The organism is Pseudomonas sp. S49 (genome assembly GCF_009866785.1).
In the GTDB taxonomy this organism is placed as follows: Bacteria; Pseudomonadota; Gammaproteobacteria; order Pseudomonadales; family Pseudomonadaceae; genus Aquipseudomonas.
In genome coordinates this window covers 3,188,790-3,202,236 of record NZ_CP019432.1, presented here as the reverse complement: position 1 = coordinate 3,202,236, position 13,447 = coordinate 3,188,790, and the positions used below count along the sequence as shown (strand labels likewise).

At 58.1% G+C, this 13,447-nt stretch carries 11 protein-coding genes and 1 pseudogene; 6 read left to right on the top strand and 6 right to left on the bottom strand.

Features of this window, described 5'->3' with window-relative positions; all coding sequences use genetic code 11:
- The first annotated feature begins 209 nt into the window (after positions 1-209).
- Entirely contained in the window at positions 210-905 is a 696-nt protein-coding gene (locus PspS49_RS14135; protein WP_056859943.1) for a heavy metal response regulator transcription factor, read from the top strand.
- The gene (locus PspS49_RS14130; protein WP_056859942.1) at positions 878-2,272 is read left to right on the top strand and encodes a heavy metal sensor histidine kinase; all 1,395 of its coding nucleotides are present in this window, start codon (positions 878-880) and stop codon (positions 2,270-2,272) included. The genes PspS49_RS14135 and PspS49_RS14130 overlap by 28 nt, the downstream gene beginning before the upstream one ends.
- A 60-nt stretch (positions 2,273-2,332) precedes the next feature.
- Here the strand turns inward: PspS49_RS14130 and PspS49_RS14125 are convergent, their stop codons facing one another.
- Together PspS49_RS14125 and PspS49_RS14120 are read right to left on the bottom strand one after the other, a co-directional pair.
- Positions 2,333-2,839 (bottom strand): nuclear transport factor 2 family protein, encoded by a 507-nt coding sequence (locus PspS49_RS14125; protein WP_078828237.1) that lies wholly within the window; start codon positions 2,837-2,839, stop codon positions 2,333-2,335.
- 79 nt (positions 2,840-2,918) lie between these two features.
- A complete protein-coding gene (locus PspS49_RS14120) occupies positions 2,919-3,677 on the bottom strand; it encodes an SDR family oxidoreductase (RefSeq protein ID WP_056860326.1) in 759 nt (252 codons plus the stop codon).
- A 267-nt stretch (positions 3,678-3,944) separates the two neighbouring features.
- Here PspS49_RS14120 and PspS49_RS14115 point away from each other — a divergent pair, with 267 nt between their 5' ends.
- Positions 3,945-5,357: an MFS transporter gene (locus PspS49_RS14115; protein WP_223271418.1), complete on the top strand. Its 1,413-nt coding sequence runs from the start codon at positions 3,945-3,947 to the stop codon at positions 5,355-5,357.
- Position 5,358: 1 nt separating this feature from the next.
- On the opposite strand, the gene PspS49_RS14110 is transcribed toward PspS49_RS14115, so the two are convergent.
- Positions 5,359-6,219 carry a LysR family transcriptional regulator gene (locus PspS49_RS14110; protein ID WP_056859940.1) on the bottom strand — a complete coding sequence of 287 codons (861 nt, stop codon included), beginning with the start codon at positions 6,217-6,219 and terminating at the stop codon, positions 5,359-5,361.
- A 119-nt stretch (positions 6,220-6,338) separates the two neighbouring features.
- Here PspS49_RS14110 and PspS49_RS29840 point away from each other — a divergent pair, with 119 nt between their 5' ends.
- The 3 genes from PspS49_RS29840 (at position 6,339) to PspS49_RS14090 (ending at position 9,427) form a co-directional block, all read left to right on the top strand.
- A complete protein-coding gene (locus tag PspS49_RS29840) occupies positions 6,339-8,201 on the top strand; it encodes an NAD(P)-binding domain-containing protein (RefSeq protein ID WP_223271419.1) in 1,863 nt (620 codons plus the stop codon).
- Positions 8,202-8,289: 88 nt separating this feature from the next.
- A complete protein-coding gene (locus PspS49_RS14095) occupies positions 8,290-8,637 on the top strand; it encodes a chorismate mutase (RefSeq protein ID WP_058426038.1) in 348 nt (115 codons plus the stop codon).
- Between the two features lie 148 nt (positions 8,638-8,785).
- Positions 8,786-9,427, top strand: coding sequence for a hypothetical protein (locus PspS49_RS14090; RefSeq protein WP_160039832.1), 642 nt, complete (start codon positions 8,786-8,788; stop codon positions 9,425-9,427).
- 392 nt (positions 9,428-9,819) lie between these two features.
- On the opposite strand, the gene PspS49_RS14085 is transcribed toward PspS49_RS14090, so the two are convergent.
- From PspS49_RS14085 to PspS49_RS14080, 3 genes and pseudogenes are all read right to left on the bottom strand, one after another.
- Positions 9,820-11,763, bottom strand: a complete 1,944-nt coding sequence (locus PspS49_RS14085; protein ID WP_127927326.1) for a methyl-accepting chemotaxis protein — start codon at positions 11,761-11,763, stop codon at positions 9,820-9,822.
- Positions 11,764-11,931: 168 nt separating this feature from the next.
- A pseudogene (locus PspS49_RS29835) lies at positions 11,932-12,156 on the bottom strand (hypothetical protein); the annotation flags it as partial.
- A gap of 24 nt (positions 12,157-12,180) precedes the next feature.
- Complete coding sequence (locus PspS49_RS14080) at positions 12,181-13,431, bottom strand: MFS transporter (RefSeq protein WP_127927324.1); 1,251 nt, start codon at positions 13,429-13,431, stop codon at positions 12,181-12,183.
- Between the last annotated feature and the right edge of the window lie 16 nt (positions 13,432-13,447).

Below are 13,447 nucleotides of genomic sequence, written 5' to 3'. Positions count from 1 at the left end.
GATTCCTCATGGGGTGATGTGCCGCCATCCTCGACCGCAGACCGGGACGTCACGATGACCGCCGAATGACATTTTTGTCATTCGTCAGCCCTGCCCATGAATGACAGAAATGTAACCGACTGCGCCCGCTCATCCCGTTACACTGCACAGCCGAGATACCGATGTCGCGGGCTGAATCCTGTCATGAAGAGACCCGAGCGCGCCTCACGATGCATATCCTGCTAATCGAAGATGACACCAAAACAGGTGAGTACCTCAAAAAGGGGCTCGGCGAGTCCGGTTACAACGTCGACTGGACCCAGCACGGCGCCGACGGCCTGCACATGGCCTTGCATACGACCTACGATCTGATCGTGCTGGACGTGATGTTGCCCGGGATTGACGGGTTTCAGATCATCGAGCTTTTGCGCGCCAGACAAGACGTCCCCGTGCTGTTCCTGACCGCGCGCGACCAGTTGCAGGACCGCATTCGCGGCCTGGAACTGGGCGCCGATGACTACTTGGTCAAACCTTTTTCGTTTACTGAACTGCTGTTACGCATCCGCACCATCTTGCGTCGTGGTGTCGTGCGCGAAGCCGACCATTTCCACCTCGCCGACCTCGAGCTGGATCTGGTCCGGCGCCGCGTTACACGCCAGCAGCAGGTGATCGTGCTGACCAACAAGGAGTTCGCCCTGCTGCATCTATTTCTGCGCCGGGCAGGCGATGTGCTGTCCAGGACACAGATCGCTTCGGAAGTCTGGGACATGAATTTTGACAGCGATACCAACGTGGTGGACGTAGCGGTCAAGCGCCTGCGCAGCAAGGTCGATCAGCCCTACCCTATCAAGCTGATCCATACCATTCGCGGTATCGGCTATGTCTGCGAGGTGAGGCCATGCGGTCCCGACGCCAACCCTCTCTGACCCTGCGATCGACCGTGGCGTTTTCCATGGTAGCGATGCTGGCCGTGGCCGGTGCAGGCGTTTATCTGTATCAGACGATGAAAGCCTCGGTATTGGTGTACAGCGATCATGCGGTCATGGGCCGCCTGGAACATTTTCGCAAGCTGCTGCACTACGAGCTCGCCATCGAAAAGCTGCGCGACAGCCCGCAGATTTTCAAGAACATGCTCGACAGCGAAGACGACATCTTCATCATTGAAGAGCCCGGACAGCAACCGGTAATCCAGGTAAATCCACTGAACGTCACGTTGCCTGAACTGCCCGTGATCGGCCAGGATACAAAGCTGAGCGTCAGTGACCTGCGTAGCGGCGTGACCGACTCGGGAACAATGCTGCGCGCCGCCTCCGTCGTCACGACGTCGGGGGGACGTGAAGTGCGCCTGACCGCCGCGCACCTCATGGGCAAGGAAATGGCTATGCTCGCGGCGTATCGCGAACGTATCTACCTGGCCGTTGCCCTTGCGTTTCTGGCCACCGCGTTGCTGGGTTACCTGGTACTGCGTCGAGGGCTGCGTCCGTTACGCAAGATGGCCGCGCATGCGGCAGCGATAACACCCGAGCGTCTGCACAGCCGTATGGACAGCTCCGATACGCCGGTTGAACTGCAACAGCTGAGTGACGCCTATAACGCGATGCTCGATCGTCTTGCCCGGGGTTATCAACGATTGACGCAATTTTCCGCTGACCTTGCCCATGAAATCCGCACGCCGGTGGGGTCGCTGATGGGGCATTGCCAGGTCGCCCTTCGCCAGCGCCGCAGCGAGGATGACTATCAGGCACTGATCGCTTCGAACCTTGAAGAGCTCGAACGGATCTCGCGCATCGTCGAAAGCATTCTGTTCCTTGCGCGCGCCGATGAAGCGCACGCACTGGTGGAGCGCCAGCAACTATCGCTGCATGACGAATCGCAGCGCATTGCCGACTATTTTGAAGGCTTGGCTGAAGAGCGGCGAATGACCGTACAGATAACAGGCGATGGAAACGTGCTCGCTGACCCTTTGCTGCTGCGCAGAGCCTTGAGCAACCTGGTGGCAAACGCCGTTCGCTATGCCTACGAGGGCACCGAGATTCAGATCCGGGTGATGGAAACCCCCGGCGGAGCCCGCATTGAAGTGAAGAACCAAGGGCCTGTGCTGAGTGATGAAACCGTGGGCAAACTCTTCGACCGCTTTTACCGCGGCGATGCGTCTCGCCACCAGAACTCTGACTCCTACGGCCTTGGCCTCGCCATCGTCGTGGCAATCATGCAACTGCATGAAGGTCACGTGCGTGTCGAACAGCCAAAGCCCGGGGTTATCTGTTTTTCGCTGTCATTCCCTGGAGCTTGAACGACGTCGGCGGACAGTGCTTGTCGTTCGCTGCCCCCAACTGAAACTCATGCGCGCAGGTCAACTGTCTGAGGGCTTGCCCAGGCTCTGGTGCTCGACCGGCGCATACTTTTCTTCGCCAGCAACGGGTACCCAGTCCTTCAAAGGTGTAAGAAAGTGCAGTTCAAAACGACGTGACAAGAACGCCCATCTTCCGTCCCGACGTTCAAACCTGTCGTGGTACAGCCCGCTGACTTGCACCGGGCCTTTTTCAATGTCGTGAAACAGGCAATCCGCAGCCACCGTACCCACCGCGCTGTCACCCTTAATATCGATCAGCGGGTTGGCCATCCAGTGATGCATATGTGGCATCTGGCGCCAGCTGTTTTGCGCCATCGCGAGGATTTCGTCACGGTTTCCGGCTTGGCCAAAACCCGGTAGATCCAGTGTTGATTCTTCGTGCCAGATACCGCTCAGGAGCGAGGCGTCGATGCGGTCGAAGGCATTGGCGTAGGCGTTTATCAGCGACTCGATGGCGGCGCGACTTTCCAGGGCGTCCAGTCGGGCGGTCAGTTGTTCCATGTTCATGATGGGGTTTCCTGCTGAGGCTTCGCATAAGCGACGAAGGCAGCCCTCCGCGAGGGCTGCGCTACGGTTGAGCACGTGTTCAGATCTGCGACAGGCCGCCGTCGACCATCAGCTCCACACCGTTGACATATTTCGCATCGGCAGATGCAAGGAACAGCGCCGACGAGGCGATTTCTTCAGGTTGGGCCATATACCCCAGCGGAGTGATCTGCTCGACGTGTTGGCGCAGCGCGGCAATGTCGCTCTCGCTCATCTTCAAGCCGTTATCCATCAGAGGCGTGCGGGTGAAGCCAGGGCTCAGGACATTCGCTCGAATCTTGCGACCTTTGAGTTCGTTGGCCCAAGTCCTGGCGAAGGACCGTACTGCGGCCTTGGATGCGTTGTAGAGGCTCAGTCCTTCCATCCCATTGCTGGAACAGATAGAGGCCGTCAACACGATCGACGCACCGTTTTTCAACAATGGCATCAACGTTTGAACGGTAAAAAAAACCCCCTTCACGTTAATGTCGAACATGTTGAAATAAGCCGCCTCGGTGGTCTCGCCCAGCGGGTTCTTTTCGCAAATACCCGCGTTGGCAAACACTGAGTCCAGCTGATCGTCGCGCGCCTCAATTGTAGCTTTGAGTTTATCGAGATCAGCCTGGCTGGCGACATCGGAAATGACCGCTACGACTCTGTCGCCTAGCTTCGCCACCGCCGCCTCCAGCGTGGCTGCAGAACGACCCGTGATGTAAACACGCTTGGCTCCCTCGGCAATCAAACCTTGCGCAATTGCAAACCCGATCCCTGTGGATGCCCCGGTGACGACTGCAACCTGATTAGCGAATTTGCCTGACATATCTGACTCCTCAGTCTCGATTGTGTGGCTCGACTGGAACCACAGTGCGGCCATTTTGAGAGGAGTCAGGGGCTGAGCGGCACTGCCATAAATGAACATTGGCCGTTCATTTATGTGAGGCGTAAGGGAAGGTTTGATCGTTTAGATTGGAGTCAGCTGATTCAGAGCATGACCTGCAATCGAGAATATTCTGGAACCGAAGGGTTCCAGGAAGGAGACCTTATGCCTAAGACAAAAGTCGCCCCCCCGGAACCGCGGCGTTGGTTGATGTTCACCATCTTGTTGGTCGGTGCATTTTTACCGCCGCTGGATTTTTTCATCGTCAACGTAGCGCTGCCTTCAATTCAGCAATCGCTAGGCACGGCCTCCTCCGCCGAACAGTTGATCATCTCCTCGTATGCGGCGCTTTATGCCGTGACACTGATTACCGGTGGACGGCTGGGTGACATCTATGGCCGCATGAGAATGTTCTTCGTTGGTCTGGTTGGCTTTGCCGTTGCCTCACTGATCTGCGGTGTAGCCGAGTCACCCTGGGTGTTGATCGCCGGACGTTCGCTGCAAGGCGTGACGGCAGCCATCATGGCACCTCAGGCACTCGCATCAGTGCAGGCGATATTCCCCGACTCCGAAAAGCCCTTGGCACTGAGCCTGTATGGCGCGGTCTTTGGTCTGGCTTCGGTAGTCGGCCAGGCACTTGGCGGAATATTGATATCGCTCAACCTGATGAACCTGGGCTGGCGGGCGATATTTCTGGTGAATTTACCGATTGCGTTACTGGTCATCCTTGTCGCCATTCCAGTGGTCAAGGAAACCCACGCACCACAGACAAGCAAGCTGGATCTGGGCGGAACGCTATTGTCGATGGTGACGCTTGCGGCTCTGATCATTCCTCTGATCGAGGGGCGTGAATCGGGTTGGCCTTTGTGGGCCTGGCTGTCGCTTGCAGCGGTGCCGCTGCTGGCCTGGCTGTTCTGGCGCTACGAAGCCCGCCTGCATCAAGCGCAAGGTGCTCCGTTGCTGAATCCTGCCGCACTGCGCGCGCCCGGTCTTGCCCGGGCACTGCTCGTCGCCCTCACCTTTTACGCGATCGGCGTGTTTTTCCTGCTGCTTTCCATTTATCTACAGGGAGCGCTGCACACGAGCCCACTCAATGCAGGCCTCGTCTTCCTTCCTTTCGGCGCGGGATTTTTGCTGGGACCGCTTTCCACCCCTCAGTTCAGGCGTTTTCTGGGGGCATACGTCAATCCCGTCGGAATGGGGCTTGAAGTGTTGGGATTTGTGCTCTTGGCCTGGCTCGTGGCGCACACGCCGATGTCCGCCAGCCCCGCTGCGCTGCCCCTTGCCGTCATTCTGTTTCTGATCGGTTTCGGACAAGGATTAGCCCTTCCGACATTGATGCGCATGATCACAGGACGTGTGGCACCCGCATACTCCGGCATGATTGCAGGCATTACCAGCTCCACCCTGCAAATCAGCACGTCACTGAGCGTGGCAATAATAGGCGGCATTTTCTACACCCTTCTAGGCACGGATACGGACGCGGCTGCCATCACCCACGCTTTCACCGTCTCCATACTCTGCATCGCAGCATGCCTGGCGGTAGGCGCGGGATTGAGCCTTACCCTGACGCGCCAACCTGCTACTGATCCGCAAACGGCGGCCATGCACCCAGCAGAGTGAGTCAACCGCATGCCTGATTGCCGATCATGATGGAAGCAAGATCGGCAAGAGCACGAAGGCTGTCCATCTGGCGCATGTCCTGGTGGTAGCCCATCCATATGTCGCGACCCGGTGGCGGCTCGTGCGGATCAATCAACCGCAGCGCCGTTAATTGGTCACCCAAGGCGCGGGGCAATACGGCAACGCCCTGCCCCTGCGTGCACATTTGCGCCTGGACTGTGCGGCTGCTACTGGTGAACAAGGTACGCGCCAGAGGGTAACGCTGCTGCAGCCACTGCACATCGGGATAATGAGACTGGGCAACACTCATGGTAATCAAACCAACCCCCTCGCCCTGTGGCTCGGGATCAGCAGATCCGACGGCCGTGTATAACCCATAGCTCAGGGAGATCAGCTTGCGGTGAACAATATCGGGTTCGGTGAAAGGGACGATTCGAAACGCGATATCGGCGTCGCGACGAGCCAGGTCAAACAATCGATGCCCGGCGATAACCTCAGGCACAATCAGAGGGTAACGTCGCCCCAGTTCACTGAGGACGGGGGCCAGCACATAACAGGCAAACCAGTCAGCGCAAGAAATGCGCAACACACCTTCTGGCTGGGCGCTGTCGCCCGCCAGGCGCCTTTCGATGGCCAACGCACTCTGCTCCATTTCCTGCGCTAGGCTGAGCAGCTTCTCTCCGCTGTCGGTCAGTACCAAACCTTGGGTGGTACGCAGGAAAATGGGCTGGCCACTGGACTGCTCAAGCACCTGCAAGCGCCGCCCCACGGTCGGATGGCTAACACCCAACAGCTTGGCAGCAGCGCCCAATGACCCACTGCGGGCAATCGCGAGAAAGATCCGCACATCACTCCAGTCCATACTCTACCCCGTACAAAAATGAACAGTGAGAGTGCAGTAATGGCAGTGCCGTAGCAATCCCAGGCTCGACATACTTCTCTGCATACACCTTCGTCGAAACACCAACCGAGGGACTGCAAATGAAGATTGGCTTTATCGGTGTGGGAAGCATGACCAGAGCGATCATTCCGTTGCTCATCCGGGCCGGCCATCACGTATCGGCATGGAACCGTAGTCACGCTGCGATTATGGATCTCGAAGGAGTAAGCGTTCTCGAATCCCCGTCCTCGGCCTTTCAGCAAGAGGTCGTCATCAGCCTGCTGGCCGATGATGCCGCCGTCAGGGAAGTGCTGCTGTCCAGCGCTGCTCTGGAAAATGCAGACAAGGCCTGCGTGCATGTCGTGATGTCGACTTTGTCGCCTTCACTCATGGTCGAGTTGCAGGGCATGCATGATGCAATCGGCATGGCATTGGTCGCGGCACCGGTTTTCGGCGTGCCCGCCGTGGCCGCGAGCGGCGAGTTGAACATCCTGGCGGCCGGATCGCAGCTAGCTGTCTCGACGGTTCAACCGCTGTTTGACCTGCTCGGGAAAAAAACCTGGTATCTGGGCGATCAGCCTGAACACGCGTGTATCGCGAAAATCGCCGGCAACATGATGATCACTCAAGCCATCCAGTCGCTGGGCGAAGCAAGCGGACTCGTTCAACGCCACGGACTGACCCCTTCGATTTTCGTCAACCTCATGACCCAGACCCTGTTCGCCTGCCCCAGTTATCAACGGTATGGGCAGAACATCGCCAACAACAGCTTTGAACCGGGTTTCAAACTGTCTCTTGGCCTCAAGGATATAAATCTGGCTATTGATGCGGGCCGTCTCAAGGACCTGGAACTGCCTGCTGCGGATGCAGTGCGATCGAAAATGACGTCGGCAGTTGCCCGGGGAGACGGGCACAAGGACTGGTCGGTCTTCGCTACGCAGACACTTACCCAATCAGCCGATCATGCCCAGCAACCCTGGCGAAGCGCACCGATAAAACGTACGCGGCGTGGCAACTTCTGGGTGACCGGCGCCCGTGTTACCCAGAACGGTAAAAATTTCCAGAAGGGTCCGATGTACGTAGCCTGGGAATCCCCTGAGCACATCACTCAAGCCTATCCCGTGGTGCTGGTGCACGGCGGCACGCTGCAGGGCACCGAATGGCTGGATACACCCGATGGTCGCCCGGGATGGGCGCAGCGGTTCCTCGAAGCGGGCTTCGTAGTCTTTCGCGTCGACAGACCCGGCCACGGGCGATCGCCGTATCACCCCGACATCATGGGACCGATGGGGCCAGCGTTCTCCTATGAACGCGCCCGCGAAGTTTACTTTCCAGAGGGAGGTGGAGAAACGCAGTGGCCGTTTGAGTCGGATGACGAAGCAGCGTTTGACGCCTTCATTGCAGCTTACGGCCCCATGCCGGCTGACCTTGCGGCCTCGCAGACCCTGGACGCGGACCGACTGGCCGAACTGCTCGACAGAATCGGTAAGGCCATCATCGTTACGCATTCCGCTTCCGGGCCCAGTGGCTGGTTGGTCGCCGATCGTCGACCCGACCTGATCGCAGGGATTGTGGCAGTGGAGCCTATGGGGCCGGTATTTGGCCATACGCCGGGTATAGGCAGCCTCGAATGGGGACTGACCGCCGCCCCTTTGACCTTTGATCCGCCTCGCGAGACGGCGGAGCAAGTCCGCACAGCAGAACCATCAACCCTGAAAATTCCCGGATTGCAGGGCGTTCCGGTAGCGCTGATGACAGGTGAGACATCAGCGTTTGCTTCTTACGCATCCAGCATTGTCCCTTTCCTGCGAAATGCCGGTGCCAACATTCACCACCTGGATCTACCGGCACTGGGTATTCACGGCAACGGCCACGGATTGATCTATGAACGCAATTCAGACTCGGCTTTCAAGGTAGTCATGCAGTGGCTGGAGGAATCGTTGAACATGCCCGATCCCGCGTAAAGCGCCTGCTCAGGTTCTCCGTCCAATCATGGAAGGACCAAGGAAGGGTACAGACAAGCCCCTTAGAACAACTGCCACGAGGTTATCCATGGACAATTCCGACATCACGCGTCAACTCTCGGCATTCAGACAAACCATCGACAATATCGACGCCGCGCTCATCCACATGCTTGCTGAACGGTTCCGCTGTACTGATGAGGTCGGGTTGCTTAAAGCCCGACATCAATTGCCAGCGGTGGACAAGAAGAGAGAGCAGCATCAATACGAACGTCTGACAGCCCTCGCCCAGGAGGCCAACCTCGATACGGCCTTCGTCCAGAAGCTGATGCAGTTTGTCATCGGTGAAGTGGTCGACCGCCACAGACAATTTGCGGCCAGGCATAACCCAGGACTCTGCGAGGGCGCTGTCCTCAAACCTGAAAACACCGCCGTCTAACCCGCCGCCTCCCCTCACTAGACGCCCGGCAATTGCTGATAGATCGCAGACAACTCGATAGAGAAGCGACTGAATAAGCCCCTTTCTCCGACCGATTCCTGAAAGGCAATTAGACTATCAAGACGAGCAGAACCGCATGAAATGGCCAATGATCGATCAGATTCGCAGTTTCACTGTTTTACCCTCTGGCTACACATGGGATTACCTGAAACGCGAGGAGATCGATGTAGCGATAATTTTTTTCCAGACGTGGTTTCCCGCCATTACGGTGGGGTTAGGGAGCCCTTTTCTGAACCAGCAATTTTATGAAGACAACGTGGTGCTCGAAGACGATCTGGAGCGGGCGATGTTCGCTATAGTGGTCCGCCGAAATCATGAAATCGTCGCGATAGCAACGTGGGAAAAAATTGACGGCGCTGATGTCATCTTCGGGCGAGTGGGCGCGGTAGCCAAACATCATAGACAAACCAAACTGGCCGTAGCTGCCCAAGACCTCGGAGAAAAAATGGGAAGGTTCATGGGAGCGGGCTTGATCTATGGTATGGCGACAACCAGCGCTCCGTATATGCAACAAGCACTGGAGCATGCGGGTTACAAAGCCGTAGGAATAATGCCTGGCTTCGACCAAGAGGAAACAGAGCCAGGAATCGTTCGCAGGGTTTACGAAGTCATCTACGCAAAACGACTCGCCCCCAACTCAAATTTTCTGATTCCTTCAGTACACAACCTCACACCGACCGTCGCTCGGCTTTATGCAGAAATATTTCACGAAACAATCAGGGCTGAATGAGAGGCAAGCATAAAACCAGTGTGTTTCGGATCAAATAAAGATCCTCGCTCACGCTGATTGCGTTGCTCGGGAGCGCCGCTTTAGCTTGCGTGCACCGAATACCAGGTACTGCCATACTGGAGTCAGTCGCAGGTCACCATTCAAGATCACTCGCACACTCAATGCGATTGGGGGCAAAAGGGGGGGCAAATAACAGCATTATCGACCTGAAAACGCCTTCCTAGAGCCTAGTCAAAATGTTTTTTGGGGATCCGGATAGTCTCTAGAGCTAGGACTCTCCGCTATTCGATAGACCGGCCTGAGGTTTCAACGGAACAGTGGAAGCAATAAAACTGCGTATGTCGGCCGAATGAAAACGGTGAACGCTCTCCGTTTTCATTCGGGTCGGGATACTAATATTTGAAACGACCCACCAGGCCTTTCAGCTGACCGGAAATGTCTATCAATCGACCCGAGCCTGCCTGTGACGACTGAGCAAAGCCTTCGACCAGTTGGGCATCGGCATGGATCTGCGCGATGTGGCGATTGATCTCTTCGGCCACCTGGTGCTGCTCCTCAGCGGCTGTGGCGATCTGGGTATTCTGGTCGCGGATCGAGTCCACCGAGCCAAGGATCTTGTCGAAGCTGTCACGCGCCTGCTGAATGCGTTCCACACTGGCGTGGGACACTTGCAGGCTGCCTTGCATCTGCTGCGTGACCTCTTGGGTGCGGCGGGCGAGATTGCCCAGCAAGCTGTCGATCTCGCCGGTGGAGTCGGCTGTCCTGCGAGCCAGGGCGCGGACTTCGTCGGCGACTACGGCGAAACCTCGGCCTTGGTCACCTGCGCGCGCCGCTTCAATCGCCGCATTAAGCGCTAGCAAGTTGGTCTGCTCGGCAATCGAGCGGATGGTATCGAGAATGGTGTTGATGTTCTGGCTGTCCTGCTCCAGCAACTGCATGGTCTGGGTCGACTTTTGCAGGTCTTCGCTGAGCTTGAGCACGCTGCCGGTGGCTTCGCCGATGTGCTGCTGGCCGTCATGTACGTCGCGGTAGCCTTCGTCGGCACTCGACGCGGCAGCACTGCACGAACGTGCAACTTCGTTGGCAGTAGCGACCATTTCGTTGAACGCGGTGCTCACCAACTCCACGGCCTCACGCTGGCGACCTGCAGCCTGGTTCATGTTGTTGGCCACTTCGCTAGTCTCGGCGGCCGCGGTCTGCAGGTCAGATGAGGCGCTGCCTATGCGTTGCACCAATTGTGCAATCATGCTCAGGAACTGGTTGAACCAGCCCGCCAGGCTGGCGGTTTCGTCCTTGCCCTGCACCTGGAGTTGGCGCGTCAGGTCGCCTTCTCCTTCGGCGATTTCTTGCAGGCCGTCGGCCACGCCGCGAATCGGACGCACGATGACGCTGGCAAAGCTGGCGCCTACTATCGCGAACACCAACGCCAATGCCGCTGCAATGGCGGCGATCAACCAGGTCAGCCGGCTGACGTCGGCCATCACTTCATCACGCTTGATCAGGCCGATAAAGCGCCAGCCCAGGTCTTTGGAACTGACCACGTTGGCCATGTAGGCCACGCCATCAATCTGGATTTGGGTCACGCCGTCGCCTCCCTTGGCTAGTTCGGCGTAGTTGGGACCCAGGTCGGCCAGAGGTTTGAAGTTGTGCTTCGCGTCGCTGGCGTCTACCAGCACGTTACCGTTGTCTTCCACCAGCATCAGGTAGCCGCTATCGCCCAGCTTGATGTTGCGCACCAGTTCAGTGAGCTGTTTAAGCGATACATCAAGGCCAACCACTCCCAGGATATTCCCGGCGGCGTCGGCGACAGTACGCACGGTGCCGATCAGCGTCACATCGTCCGGCGCCCAATAGTAGGCACCCGTGCGCACAGTGGCGCCTGGCGTGGCGATGGCCGCCTTATACCAGGGACGGACGCGCGGATCGTAGTTGTTCAACTTGGTGTCGTCCGGCCAACTGGCGTATCCGCCGTCGCTCAGACCCAGGGACAGGTAAGCAGTACTCGGATGACTTTTGGCGAACTGCTCAAATATCGCCAGCAGCTCTTTGTTGGCCTGAGTAAGTGGAATTTGCGCGGCTTCGGCACCCGCGTAGCTCTTGAGTTCTTTGGCCGCGACAACGCGCGGGTCCTTGGCTATATAGTCGACGTTTTGGCTTATGCCGTCGAAAAACTGCTTCATGCCATTGTCGATCTGGCGGATCTCACGACCGCTGCTGTCGAGAAAATTGGCCTGAGCCCCCTCTCGCAAATTCAGCACTACCAAAACGGCGACCAAGATGACCGGGACGCACGCGATAGCTGCGAACGCCCAGGTCAGCTTCTGCTTGATATTCATGACTTCACCTGCGGATATTTATAGTTTTGGCAAGGGGAAACGCTAGCAGTGAACGTCGCATGTGTTGTTATGAGGAGATAGAGCCCATGCGTACTCTGAGTTATCGACCGCGACGGTGCGCACTTTAGAACGGCGAACATCGGCAAACTCAGCGCAATCTATCTGCGATTAAAGAAAGGCTTCCCTGCCTTGGAAAATCTTCCAAAACGTCGCATCGATTTTCCTGGCCGCCGCTTCACTGACCCAACCCTGCCAGATTTCGGGATCCGGCTTCTGCGCCAGTTGGACCCGATCCAACTGGCCCATTAGCGGCGTGGGAGTTCAGTAACGGAACAGGATCGGTTCGCCCCACTTGCAGCTCGATAACACGGCTGCGTCCCTGGTTACGGACGGATCGAGGCGGTTTGGCAAGCCGGATCAAAGGTGCAGCACGGACTTGGCCTGGTGAACGCCATGGGCAGAAGGGACGCGGACACGCAGGGCAATCAGCAACGCCGCCAGCAGCATCAGCACGGCTGCCGCTACGAATACGCCTGCGCTGCCACCGAGGCTGAACATTGCACCGCCAGCGGCGGCGCCCGTGGCGATGGCTGACTGCACAGAGGCCACTACCATGCCTCCGGCGCTTTCCGCCTGATCAGGTACCGCGCTGGCGACCCAGTTCGACCACGCCACCGGCACACCACCAAAGGCCATGCCCCAGACTGCCAGCAGTACCGCTTGCCCCAGTACCGAGGCCGGCAACAGCACCAACGCCAGTGCTGCAACGCCGACCAGCGCGGGCATCAGCACCAGAGTGGCCAGCGGGTGGTGCTCCAGCAGCCTGCCGGCCAATAGCGTGCCGACGAAGTTCGCCACACCGAACCCCAGCAGCATCAGTGACAACCCTTGCGCGCCGATGCCGGTAGTCCCTTCAAGGAATGGCCGAACATACGTAAACATCGCGAAATGGCCGCTGTGCACCAGCACACAACCGAACATCCCCATGGCGATGCCTGGGCGCCGCAACACCTCGAGCACAGTGCGCAGGCGTGCCGGCCGGCGCGGCGCAAGACGCGGCAGAGTGAACGCCTGGAAAGCCAAGGTCACCATGCCTACCGCCGCCGCGGCGAAGAACGCGCTGCGCCAGCCATACAGCCCACCCAGATAGCTGCCCAGCGGCACTGCCACTACCGTGCCGATGGCGATGCCGCTGAAAATGATCGACAGCGCCCGGGGCAACAAGGCACTCGGCACCAAGCGCATCGCTACCGCCGCCGCCATGCTCCAGAACCCGCCAAGGGCAATGCCCAGCAAGATGCGCATCACTAACAGCACCGCGAAGCTGGAGGAAACGGCGACCAACAGATTGGAGGCGACCATCAACGTCGAAAAACCCAACAACACCCAGCGTCGGTCGATGCCGCGGGTCAGGCCTGGCACCAACAAGCCAGCGAACAACGCCACCACGGCGGTTACCGTTACCGCCTGGCCAGCCAGCGCTTCAGACACTCCCAGGTCGGTAGCCATCAGCGTCAACAAACTGGCCGGAAGGTACTCAGCGGTCAGTAACCCGAACACACCCATTGCCAACGAAAATACGGCCATCCACGCGGGGGTTGCAGGCTCTACGTCCGCGCCGACGCCGCAATGGCGGTCGGCTACGGTGTTACATACACAGTCAGTCATTGCACGGATCTCCCGA

What these genes read in the sequence shown, in the direction of transcription:
- PspS49_RS14135 (WP_056859943.1), top strand. Translation starts at nt 210, where the DNA reads ATGCATATCCTGCTAATCGAAGATGACACCAAAACAGGTGAGTACCTC.
- PspS49_RS14130 (WP_056859942.1), top strand. Translation starts at nt 878, where the DNA reads ATGCGGTCCCGACGCCAACCCTCTCTGACCCTGCGATCGACCGTGGCG.
- PspS49_RS14125 (WP_078828237.1), bottom strand. Translation starts at nt 2,839, where the DNA reads ATGAACATGGAACAACTGACCGCCCGACTGGACGCCCTGGAAAGTCGC.
- PspS49_RS14120 (WP_056860326.1), bottom strand. Translation starts at nt 3,677, where the DNA reads ATGTCAGGCAAATTCGCTAATCAGGTTGCAGTCGTCACCGGGGCATCC.
- PspS49_RS14115 (WP_223271418.1), top strand. Translation starts at nt 3,945, where the DNA reads ATGTTCACCATCTTGTTGGTCGGTGCATTTTTACCGCCGCTGGATTTT.
- PspS49_RS14110 (WP_056859940.1), bottom strand. Translation starts at nt 6,219, where the DNA reads ATGGACTGGAGTGATGTGCGGATCTTTCTCGCGATTGCCCGCAGTGGG.
- PspS49_RS29840 (WP_223271419.1), top strand. Translation starts at nt 6,339, where the DNA reads ATGAAGATTGGCTTTATCGGTGTGGGAAGCATGACCAGAGCGATCATT.
- PspS49_RS14095 (WP_058426038.1), top strand. Translation starts at nt 8,290, where the DNA reads ATGGACAATTCCGACATCACGCGTCAACTCTCGGCATTCAGACAAACC.
- PspS49_RS14090 (WP_160039832.1), top strand. Translation starts at nt 8,786, where the DNA reads ATGATCGATCAGATTCGCAGTTTCACTGTTTTACCCTCTGGCTACACA.
- PspS49_RS14085 (WP_127927326.1), bottom strand. Translation starts at nt 11,763, where the DNA reads ATGAATATCAAGCAGAAGCTGACCTGGGCGTTCGCAGCTATCGCGTGC.
- PspS49_RS14080 (WP_127927324.1), bottom strand. Translation starts at nt 13,431, where the DNA reads ATGACTGACTGTGTATGTAACACCGTAGCCGACCGCCATTGCGGCGTC.